This window comes from Pseudoalteromonas sp. ESRF-bin5, from assembly GCF_002632075.1.
Lineage (GTDB): Bacteria > Pseudomonadota > Gammaproteobacteria > Enterobacterales > Alteromonadaceae > Pseudoalteromonas > Pseudoalteromonas marina.
This window is the reverse complement of sequence record NZ_NTLW01000269.1, coordinates 1-9761: the sequence shown is the minus strand read 5'-3', so window position 1 is coordinate 9761 and position 9761 is coordinate 1. Positions and strand designations below refer to the sequence as shown.

The 9761-nt window shown below is 39.2% G+C and carries 14 protein-coding genes; 9 read left to right on the top strand and 5 right to left on the bottom strand.

Features of this window, described 5'->3' with window-relative positions; translation table 11 throughout:
- Positions 1 to 110 precede the first annotated feature (110 nt).
- The 8 genes from BCG07_RS16560 (at position 111) to BCG07_RS16525 (ending at position 6311) form a co-directional block, all read left to right on the top strand.
- Complete coding sequence (locus tag BCG07_RS16560; protein ID WP_006793815.1) at positions 111 to 1043, top strand: CHAD domain-containing protein; 933 nt, start codon at positions 111 to 113, stop codon at positions 1041 to 1043.
- Between the two features lie 25 nt (positions 1044 to 1068).
- Complete coding sequence (locus tag BCG07_RS16555; RefSeq protein ID WP_008128289.1) at positions 1069 to 1968, top strand: DUF350 domain-containing protein; 900 nt, start codon at positions 1069 to 1071, stop codon at positions 1966 to 1968.
- A 3-nt stretch (positions 1969 to 1971) separates the two neighbouring features.
- A complete protein-coding gene (locus BCG07_RS16550; RefSeq protein ID WP_039038459.1) occupies positions 1972 to 3693 on the top strand; it encodes a polyamine aminopropyltransferase in 1722 nt (573 codons plus the stop codon).
- An 81-nt stretch (positions 3694 to 3774) separates the two neighbouring features.
- Positions 3775 to 4188, top strand: a complete 414-nt coding sequence (locus tag BCG07_RS16545; protein ID WP_006793818.1) for a YjfI family protein — start codon at positions 3775 to 3777, stop codon at positions 4186 to 4188.
- Positions 4189 to 4212: 24 nt separating this feature from the next.
- Complete coding sequence (locus BCG07_RS16540; RefSeq protein ID WP_006793819.1) at positions 4213 to 4905, top strand: PspA/IM30 family protein; 693 nt, start codon at positions 4213 to 4215, stop codon at positions 4903 to 4905.
- A 73-nt stretch (positions 4906 to 4978) separates the two neighbouring features.
- Positions 4979 to 5617 (top strand): DUF4178 domain-containing protein, encoded by a 639-nt coding sequence (locus tag BCG07_RS16535; RefSeq protein ID WP_006793820.1) that lies wholly within the window; start codon positions 4979 to 4981, stop codon positions 5615 to 5617.
- Positions 5614 to 5934, top strand: a complete 321-nt coding sequence (locus BCG07_RS16530; RefSeq protein WP_006793821.1) for a hypothetical protein — start codon at positions 5614 to 5616, stop codon at positions 5932 to 5934. The genes BCG07_RS16535 and BCG07_RS16530 overlap by 4 nt, the downstream gene beginning before the upstream one ends.
- A gap of 188 nt (positions 5935 to 6122) precedes the next feature.
- Positions 6123 to 6311, top strand: a complete 189-nt coding sequence (locus BCG07_RS16525) for a hypothetical protein (protein WP_006793823.1) — start codon at positions 6123 to 6125, stop codon at positions 6309 to 6311.
- 29 nt (positions 6312 to 6340) lie between these two features.
- Here BCG07_RS16525 and BCG07_RS16520 read toward each other — a convergent pair whose 3' ends face one another.
- The 5 genes from BCG07_RS16520 to BCG07_RS16500 form a co-directional block, all read right to left on the bottom strand.
- Positions 6341 to 6745 (bottom strand): hypothetical protein, encoded by a 405-nt coding sequence (locus BCG07_RS16520; protein ID WP_286891158.1) that lies wholly within the window; start codon positions 6743 to 6745, stop codon positions 6341 to 6343.
- A 10-nt stretch (positions 6746 to 6755) separates the two neighbouring features.
- Positions 6756 to 7262 carry a hypothetical protein gene (locus tag BCG07_RS16515; protein WP_286891156.1) on the bottom strand — a complete coding sequence of 169 codons (507 nt, stop codon included), beginning with the start codon at positions 7260 to 7262 and terminating at the stop codon, positions 6756 to 6758.
- 113 nt (positions 7263 to 7375) lie between these two features.
- Complete coding sequence (locus tag BCG07_RS16510; protein WP_286891154.1) at positions 7376 to 8749, bottom strand: class II fumarate hydratase; 1374 nt, start codon at positions 8747 to 8749, stop codon at positions 7376 to 7378.
- A gap of 11 nt (positions 8750 to 8760) precedes the next feature.
- Complete coding sequence (locus BCG07_RS16505; RefSeq protein ID WP_286891153.1) at positions 8761 to 9126, bottom strand: hypothetical protein; 366 nt, start codon at positions 9124 to 9126, stop codon at positions 8761 to 8763.
- A 94-nt stretch (positions 9127 to 9220) separates the two neighbouring features.
- Positions 9221 to 9406 (bottom strand): hypothetical protein, encoded by a 186-nt coding sequence (locus tag BCG07_RS16500; protein ID WP_010558102.1) that lies wholly within the window; start codon positions 9404 to 9406, stop codon positions 9221 to 9223.
- 196 nt (positions 9407 to 9602) lie between these two features.
- Here BCG07_RS16500 and BCG07_RS16495 point away from each other — a divergent pair.
- The coding region (locus BCG07_RS16495) for a DUF938 domain-containing protein (protein ID WP_286891163.1) at positions 9603 to 9761 on the top strand (159 nt) is incomplete at its 3' end.

Genomic DNA, 9761 nt, shown 5'->3' with positions numbered 1-9761 from the left:
ATCTACTTTATTCTTTACATCTCTTCTCATTTTGTTGCAATTTCATTCTTGGCTTACTAAGTGACCTGTGTAAGACTAGCTGTGTTAATTTAGTAAATCAGGTGACATGAATGTCGAATAGTAAAGTTTGGAAACTTATAAGCCTGTTTTGTTTGTTTACGGTGCTTATGGGTTGTCAATCTAAAGAAGAGCAGCTACAACAAACAATTCAAGAGTCTATAAAAAAAGCGGATGCTGAGCTATCACAGCTAGGTAGTGCGCTAGATAATGGCAGTATACGCAATGCTGTGTTACTTAAAGAGTATGGTGCGCTTTTAAAAAAACAACAGCCAGAGCTTTCAAATGTTGTTGATGTAATTACTTTAGATGCTTCGCGCCAAGGTGCACTTTATAGTGGTTTATTACAGCGACTTAAAGAGACTAAAAGTACTTACTTAATCCCCCCTTACGAAGATACGTTGCACAGCATCGATCTTTTACGTGAAGCTGCAAAACCTTCACTGTTCTCTGACGCTTTAACTGATCCAATCAATATGCTTGCTGATATGTCAAAAGGCTCCCTAGCTCGCGTTGGTGCTATTAGCCAACAAGCCGAGGGTGAAGGGGTAGGCAACCAGATGGTGGGTAATCCCAACTACGGTAACTGGCAAACAAATAGCAGTGGCATCAGTTTTTGGCAATGGTACGGCATGTACCGTATTTTAGGGGATGTATTTGACAGGGTTGAATACGGAAGCTGGAGTAAACGCCGTAAGTACAGCTATTACAACGATTATGGTCGTTATCGCTACTCAAGCCCTAAACAAATTAAAACACAAAGCGCGCTAGAGACACGTACACGTCAAACATATCAACGCCAAGGTAAGCAGTTCACAAGCCCGTATGCGAGTAAAAAGACTGGTGCATCAGGGTTAAGTCGAAGTAGCTATACACCGCCTAAGAGTCGCAGCAGTTACTCACGTTCAAGTAGCTATAGCAATAGCTCTGGTTCAGTTCGTGACAGTGGAAGCAGAACCTCTCGTGGCGTGAGCCGTGGTAAGTAAAGAATAAAGTTGGAGTTAGAATAATATGTATGAATTTAATGGAATAACTACGTGGTCGCTGCAAGCTTTAGCGATAGACTTTGCAATAATTGTGCTGCTATTTGTTAGCCTTAAATATATAAAAGGCTGGGTTTCAAATTTACATGCCAATGACGAAATAACAGAGCGTGATAATTTTGCCTTTGGTATTAGTTTTGCCGCTGGTTTGGTTGCGCTGGCTATCGTATTAACCGGTGTAAGCAGTGGTGCATTTGCTGCAACGCTTCAGCAAGAAGCACTGCAAATGCTTGGCTATGGTGCGCTTGCCATTGTGTTAATTAAGCTTGGTCACTTTTTTCAAGACAAAGTTGCACTGCGTAAAGTGAGCCTACATGATGAAATTGTTAAAGGTAATGTGACTGCTTCTATCATTGATTTTGGCCATGTAGTGAGTGTGGCAATTGTCATTCGTTCAGCACTGCTATGGGTAGCTACAGAGGGATGGCATGGTTTACCGATTGTCATTGCTGCCTTTGTTATTGGTAGCATCGTGCTGTTATTTGTGAGCCAGTACCGAGTTATGTTATTTAAACGCACAAATAAAAATGGTGACTGTCTTCAACAAGCTATTATTGATGATAACTTAGCTGTTGGTATTCGTTACGCTGGTTATTTAGTGGGTAGTGCATTAGCAATCACAGCGGCAACAGGTGTTGCACCTTATGCTGCAGATAATATTAATGCTAGCCTATTATATTGGGCTGTTAGTGCAGTAGTGAGCCTAGTTGCGTTTATTATTTTACACTTAGTGACCATTAAAATAATTTTATCGGGTTGTGATATTTCTGATGAAGTTAATCGTCAAAAAAATGTGGGTGTAGCAGCTATTTCTGCCGCTGTATCGTTTGCCGTAGGCATCACAATGGCAACCTTATTAGGCGCATAATTCGTGTCATCAACAACTCAAAGCCCAAGTAAGTCTCGCTTACTTGGGCACGATATATTACTTATCACTGTTATGGCTGTGCTCGCTGGGTGCGGCCTTATTTATGAGTACCTACTCTCTCACTATGCCGGCCGAGTATTAGGCTCTGTAGAAAGTGCCATTTACGCCATGATTGGCACCATGATAGTAGCTATGGGGCTAGGGGCTTTTTTAGCGCGTTGGTTTAAAGATGCGTTCACCGCATTTGCTTGGCTAGAAAGCATTATAGCTTTGATTGGCATGGGCTGTATTTTGGCCATAGCAAGTGTGATTGCAGTTAGTTATTCGCTTCCTCATTTGTTCTCGAGCATTTTTAACCTGCCACCAGACGTTGTACTTAATGGCTATGTATTTCAAAAGTTACAAGAATGGTCACGCTTTTTACCTTATGTATTTGGCTTAGTATTAGGACTGTTTATTGGTATGGAAATACCGCTTATAGCGCGTATTCGCCAACATGTGTACGGGCGGTTTTTAGAAAACAATGCAGGAACTATTTATGGTGCAGACTACATTGGGGCAGGTATTGGCGCAGCAATTTGGGTAAGCATAATGTTGGCTATGCCTATCATGCAAGCTGCTGCATGGACCGCTTTATTTAATATTATTGCAGGGCTTGCTTTTTTATGGCGCTACCATGCCCATGTACGCTTTGCTAAAGCTTTGTTGGTTTGCCATATTTTACTGCTTGTGCTGTTTGGCTTTATTTTAGTGCTCGGCAGCAGTTGGATGAATAGCCTAAGCAACGTCTTATATAAAGATAAAGTTATTTATTCTCAGGCGACTAAATATCAGCATGTTGTATTAACAGAACGACTTAGCAAAAATCAACCGCAACCTATTACCGACCTATACTTAAATGGCCGCCTACAGTTCTCAAGTGTTGATGAACAAATATATCATTCAATGCTAGTTTATCCGGCTATGCTTGCCTCTAACCGACATGATAAGGTGCTAATTATTGGCGGGGGTGACGGTTTAGCATTAAGGGATGTACTAAAGTGGTCGGTAAACGAAGTCACTTTAATTGATTTAGATGGACAGTTACTTAACCTATTTGGCCATGAAGACGATAAGTTTACCCCGCCCAAAGCCATCACGCAGCGATTAATAAACCTCAACAACGACTCAATGAAAGACCCCAAAGCTAACATAATCGTGGGTGATGCTTTTTTAGAGGTTGAGAAGTTACTCGATCAAAACAAACAGTTTGACACTGTTATTATTGATTTACCTGATCCGAATCATCCTGACCTAAATAAGTTATACAGCGATTATTTTTATAATCATGTACGTCAATTACTTGCTCCTGATGGGGCTATGGCTGTGCAATCAACGTCGCCATATCATGCAAAAAAGGCGTTTCTGAGTATAGCTAAAACTGTTAAGGCTGCCGGATTTGATTACGTGGAGCAATACCAACAAAATATTCCATCGTTTGGTCAGTGGGGGTGGACAATTGCTACCAAAATGGGTCAACCAGCCAGTGCACGAATAAATAATATAGGCGAAATGCCGGTATCGTCACGATGGATAAGTAAAAAATATTTACTAGCAAGTTTTGTATTCCCTAATCAGTATTTTGAACAAATAAATGATATAGAGGTCAATAGGTTAGGTTCTGGGCAGCTTTATGATTATTACCGTTCAGCATGGCAAATAGAGAGTGAATTGTATAAAAACTAACAAAACACGGTTGACATAATATGTCTGCCGTGCGAATCTTAACTCAGACATAATATGTCAAACAACAAAAAAGGCAGAGACATGGAATTAAACGAACTTTCAATAAAATTAGCTTCTTTTGAAACTGAAGGCGCTAACTTTGAGTCTTTCTTGATTGCCAATCCAGGTGAGCAAGATGTTTTACAAGTCATTGTTGATGGAAATGATGAACTTCCAATTTTTGTTACGCAAACTCAAGAGCAGTTGTTATGTATTAGCTACTTGTTTGGCGAAGACGAAGTGAAAAGTGAATTACGCAACGAGTTAAACGAAACATTGTTACGTTTAAACGTGCCAATTCCACTAAGTGCATTTGCTAAAATCGATAATAAATACGCGATTTTTGGTGCACTGTCGGTAAACTCATCATTAGATGATGTTACCCACGAACTAGTGACATTAGCTGACAACGCGATTGATGCACTAGAAGCCGTGACCTTGTATTTAAACGATTAGTAACTAGTTAGTGGAGTTAAGATTATGAGTATTTTAAAAAAATTATTTACAGCAGTACGTGGTGGCGCTCGTGAAGCGGGCGAAGCAATTGTAGATGCAAATGGTATCCGTATTTTTGAACAAGAAATCGCTGATGCACAAAATGCACTTCACCGTGCTAAAAAAAGCCTGACCGAAGTAATGGCTAAAGAAATGCAAACTAAGCGAAAAATTAGCGCTGTAGATGCATCAATTGCTGAACACGAAGCGTATGCAGGCCAAGCACTTGAAAAAGGTAACGAAGCCTTAGCATTAGAAATTGCAGAAAAAATTGGTGACTTTGAAGCTGAAAAAGCTGAAAACGAGCAAGTATTAGCAGGTTTTAGCAACCACATTGTAACGCTTAAGCAGCAAGTTAAAGACGCTGAAAAGTCGATTAAAGAAAATCAACGTCAGCTTACTATGGTTAAAACCACAGAAAGCGTACAGCAAGCAACAATGGCTGTTAACAGTACGCTTAATACGAATAGCTCTTCGATGACCTCAGCTCGACAATCACTAGAGCGTATTAAACAGCGTCAACAAGACCGTAGCGATCAGTTAGGTGCTGCAAAAGAGCTTGAGTCAGAAGTTAATGGCGACGATTTAAAAGCGAAAATGGCTGAAGCAGGCATTGGTGACACAAGTCCAAAAAGTGCCGATATTTTAGCGCGCATTAAAGCCAAGCAAAACGGCTAATAGTTCGTACATTTATAATAAAAGGTAATTAAGCGTCGCTTAGTTACCTTTTTTGCTTAAGGGATGCTTTATTATGTTTAATTTTTTCAAATCTAAAAAAGAGCCAGAACGTCAGCTTAACCATGCAAGTGAGCTTAAAAAAGGTGACATGTTTACCGTTATAGATTCGTTTGCTTATCCGTCGTGGTTAAAAGGGCAAACATTGCGTGTTATTGATGTGCAAACTTATCAATATCAGCACAGTAGTGATACTGAGTTTGTGCTTGAGACAAACAGTGGTCAAGTTGTGTTTTTACAAATAGCACAAGAAGACGGCGAGCAGTGGGCTAATTTTTCGATAAAAGTTCAACGAGATGAAGTAGACGATATTTTCACATTAGATGAATTTGCTCGTATTTTTGATGAAGAGTCGTTAACGCATATTGCAGTTAAAAATACTCCTGAGCGTTTTATGCAGTTTTTGGCTAAAAGTTACCAACAAACTGAATCGCCGTTTGTTTGTTATTTTCATAATAAAGACTTTCGTGGTCAAAGCCTACCTCGCTATGAGCAAGACGGTGGCGAGCCTTGTGAAATGATATGTTTAGAATCGCCTGATGAAGGGCATAGCCTAAATATTGAAATTTGGGATGGCGGCGAAACCGAAGTGTCATTAACACTTACGCGCCCAATTACCGATATAGTGGATTTATTTCCTGGAGACGCGAAGTGAGCGATGCTAAAGATAAGTGGTTGCGCCAAGAGCAAGCTGTACGTGCAACACAAATGGCATTTGATTTGAGTAGCGATGTTCAAAAGCAAATAAAAAAGCAAGCAATTGACCAAGAGCTCACGCCATCCGATATGATCCGCAAAATACTTGGCTTAGATGTTAAGTCTAAAAAGACTCGACAGCGCTTATCGTTCAATTTGAATGATGATGAGATAGCGCAACTAGCGAGCCGCTTTGATGTACCAAGCGAAGATAAGCGCGCGGTAAAGCAACAAGTAGCAGAGCTTTTAATTGCGCATACTAAAAAAGCTAAGTAGTTGGCCTAAACCCTGGTTTATAAAAGTATGTTAGGCAGTTATTTTAGCTAAAAATAAGATTAAATGGATGGGTACTTCAATGTACTTTTAAATCATTTATCAAAAGCTAATAAATTGAAAAGCAGTGCTTTTGCGTTCTTTGTATTAAGCCCTTACACTAAAGGTAACAACTATAAAGAAGTACTGCTTTGAATATTATACTGATTACTTACCTAATTATTTTTGCTTTATTTGGTACTGCAGCAAGTTATTTTGTGCGTTTTATATATGCATACTGGGTACTAAAAACTATGCCAATGAAATACATACTAAAAGCAGGGATATGTGTGCTGTTAGTCGTGGTTATTTCAGCGCTTATTCCGTACTTAAGTCAATAACGCTGAAATAGCACTTAATACTTTATTTATTACTTAATATCTATTGATTGGCATTGCTGGTTAATGCACAGCGATTGTACTTCAATAACCGGTAAGCAATCAGTTAGTGCTTGTTGCTCATTTTGATTTTTTTCTTGTTCGGTGATCTGCTTTGCAATGCTTTCTGCTTGCTCTTGAGGGGTATTTAGCGTTGAATAAACAGCATATTTACTCGGCCCGCCACACGCTCGTGCTCCTACTTCAAGTACTTTACACTGAAAGCTTGCTGTACAGCCATTGTTATCAACAATATTGGCAAGTTGGCTATTTAAAGCCGACAAATTCTGCCCTTGAGCACTATTTACAGATGCTGTTGTTGAGCAACCGCTGAGTAAAAAAATGCTAGCAGCAACACTAAAAATTGATAATTTAACTGTCAATGTCAAACCACTCATATTGTTATCCTTAAAATACACTTACCGCTGAGCCTTCAAGTTTAACACATTTATTTTCAACACACTGAGTGCTTGGTGTTGTTAAATGCTGGCAAATACTCATCATTCCTTTTTGCGCATTAAAATTACTTTCAAGCTCGGTGATTGTTTTGCTCAGTATTTTTACTTGCTCGTCTTTTGCTGTTTTGGTTGAATAAACTTCAAAGCTACTAGGGCCACCACAGGCGCGACTACCTACTGCAATAACTTTACATTGCATACTTGTATCGCAGCTAGTGTCAGCAATAAGCGTGTTTAATTGGGTTTTAGCTGTCGTAATATCTTCAACCGATACCGCTTTAAGACTTGAGTTTGAAATTTCCTCAACGTCACTTTTTGTTTGAGTGGTTTCTTTTAGTGTTTGTTGTTTTGGTTTTATTACTTCAGCAGTGGTTACTGATTCTTTTTCTGCTGGTGTTTTATCTAAACACGCACTTAAACAAAGGGGTAAAACAATAGCTAATAATACAGGGCGCATAAGATACCTTGATAGTGATGAATAATTCATCACTATCATACACGGTGCATTTTTTACGGCAATAAAAACTCTATAATCAAGTAATTAAAGCCGTATTTATGGCTTTTCAAAAACTACAAACCACCTTGTGTGAGCTTAGTCGGGTTGAGCAGTTTTTCGAGCTCTTCACGTGGTAAGTCAGTTTCTTGTTCGGCAACATCAATAATAGGACGGGCTTCTTTATAGGCTTGTTTCGCTATTTTTGCTGCTTTTTCGTAACCGATCACCGGATTAAGTGCAGTCACTAAAATAGGGTTTTTAGCAAGAGCGCGGTCAATGTTAGCTTGATTTACGATAAATGTGGCTATGGCTTTTTCTGCCAAAGCTTGGGCGCTGTTTGTTAGTAGCTCTATGCTTTGCAAAATATTATAGGCAATAACGGGCAGCATAACATTTAGTTCAAAGTTACCAGATTGACCAGCAACGGTAATTGTAGCGTCGTTACCAATCACTTGTGCGCTAACCATCGCAGCGGCTTCTGGTATGACTGGGTTTACTTTACCCGGCATAATAGATGAGCCAGGTTGTAGGGCTTCAAGTTCTATTTCGCCTAAACCTGCAAGAGGGCCTGAGTTCATCCAGCGTAAGTCGTTCGCTATTTTCATTTGTGCTACAGCGAGTACTTTTAATTGCCCAGACAGTGCAACAATGGCATCTTGTGAACCAATATTATAAAAAAAGTTTTTGCTTGGCGAAAACCGGATCCCCACGTTTTTAGTTAGGTTAGTGCAAAATAAATCTGCAAACTTTGGGTCGGCATTAATACCGGTACCAACAGCTGTACCACCTTGAGCAAGCTCACACACTGGCTCTAAGCTATGGCGAATGCCTGAAGCTGCGTTATTTACTTGCGATTGCCATGCATTAAGGGTTTGCTCGAATGTAACAGGCATCGCGTCCATTAAGTGGGTGCGACCTGTTTTAACAATAGCGCCTATTTCGCTCTTTTTATTTTCTAAATGTTGCGAAAGGTTTTCAAGAGCTGGCAGTAATGCTTGCTTCACGGCTAGGGCACTACTTAGTGCAATAGCCGTAGGGACTACATCGTTTGAGCTTTGGCCCATGTTTACATCATCATTAGGATGTACAAGCTCCTGTTGAGTACTGGCAAGTGTTGCTATTACTTCATTGGCGTTCATATTAGAACTAGTTCCTGAACCGGTTTGAAACACATCAACAGGAAACTGATCATGATGCTTACCATCAATAATCGCTTGGCAAGCATGCTCTATTGCAGTTGCCTTGGTTTTATTTATAAGCCCTAGCTCACAGTTACTTTGTGCTGCAGCTTGTTTTATATACGCCAGTGCCTTTATAAATTGTGCTGGCATAGTGAGGGCGCTAATAGCAAAGTTATTAACAGCGCGCTGTGTTTGTGCTTGATATAAAGCGTTAACAGGTACTTTTAATTCGCCCATACTGTCTGATTCTATTCTAAAGTTGCTCATTAATGTGCTCCTTAAAAAGGGTTGAATTCGTGACTAAGAATACGAGCTTCACGCTCAAGTAATAAAAATTTAGCACGGCTATTGTGGCTTATGTAGAAACGCTTTAATGCAAGTAATGGTTTGTGTAGCTGGTGTAGACATTGTTTGCGAATTGCATTATGAGTAAGAGGATCGCACATTTTATTTATAATTTCATGGTGTGTGCGTCTAAGGTAATACTCCTGAAGTAGCGGATTATCAAGTTGTTCAAAGTTTTTAGCTACGTTGAGAGCTGCGTCTATATAATGAGCGACAAGCATTGGGGCATGCAGACCTGGCCTTTTGCAATTAAATGCAAGAGTATGTTGATAGTTATTTAAGGCGTTATTTGAAGACATAAAAAAACCGACTCAAATAATGATAATAGTTATCATTACACTTGATCGGTTTCAGTGTAAATAGTTATTATAAAAATTATTTACGGCGTGTATTTTAATTATATCCGAGAATAAATATCTGGTCTGTTTCATGTTTAGTGATCGCCTTTTGATTATGTTTTGGATGAGAAAGTAAATCAATTACTGTTGCTCTCATATCAAGGGTTTCACTGTGATCATCGGTACTTTTTTCGGTGATAGCGACTGCTGCATCAACAGCGGTATAGGGAGGCATATGCATAATTTTATCCTTTTGTGATTAGTTAATTAACCCTTAAATGGGTCAATTATGTTGCTGCATAATACATACCAATCAAGCCAGCTATATCTAACTATATGATTATATTTAACTTAATAAATAAATCATAATTAGTCACGACAACATATTGCAAATTTGCTTTACTATTGTGCAAACATCCACAATTTTGGTGCACTCAATGACAAAGCCATTTTCACAAGCATGTGAAAACAATAAAGGGCCAATTTTAGAGCATTTAAATAGCGCGTTAAAAAACGTTAAAACAGTATTAGAAGTTGGTTCTGGAACAGGTCAGCACAGTGTGTTTTTTGCTGAAAAATTACCTTATCTACAATGG

What these genes read in the sequence shown, in the direction of transcription:
- BCG07_RS16510 (WP_286891154.1), bottom strand. Translation starts at nt 8,749, where the DNA reads ATGAGCAACTTTAGAATAGAATCAGACAGTATGGGCGAATTAAAAGTA.
- BCG07_RS16555 (WP_008128289.1), top strand. Translation starts at nt 1,069, where the DNA reads ATGTATGAATTTAATGGAATAACTACGTGGTCGCTGCAAGCTTTAGCG.
- BCG07_RS16545 (WP_006793818.1), top strand. Translation starts at nt 3,775, where the DNA reads ATGGAATTAAACGAACTTTCAATAAAATTAGCTTCTTTTGAAACTGAA.
- BCG07_RS16515 (WP_286891156.1), bottom strand. Translation starts at nt 7,262, where the DNA reads ATGCGCCCTGTATTATTAGCTATTGTTTTACCCCTTTGTTTAAGTGCG.
- BCG07_RS16535 (WP_006793820.1), top strand. Translation starts at nt 4,979, where the DNA reads ATGTTTAATTTTTTCAAATCTAAAAAAGAGCCAGAACGTCAGCTTAAC.
- BCG07_RS16500 (WP_010558102.1), bottom strand. Translation starts at nt 9,406, where the DNA reads ATGCATATGCCTCCCTATACCGCTGTTGATGCAGCAGTCGCTATCACC.
- BCG07_RS16520 (WP_286891158.1), bottom strand. Translation starts at nt 6,745, where the DNA reads ATGAGTGGTTTGACATTGACAGTTAAATTATCAATTTTTAGTGTTGCT.
- BCG07_RS16560 (WP_006793815.1), top strand. Translation starts at nt 111, where the DNA reads ATGTCGAATAGTAAAGTTTGGAAACTTATAAGCCTGTTTTGTTTGTTT.
- BCG07_RS16540 (WP_006793819.1), top strand. Translation starts at nt 4,213, where the DNA reads ATGAGTATTTTAAAAAAATTATTTACAGCAGTACGTGGTGGCGCTCGT.
- BCG07_RS16505 (WP_286891153.1), bottom strand. Translation starts at nt 9,126, where the DNA reads ATGTCTTCAAATAACGCCTTAAATAACTATCAACATACTCTTGCATTT.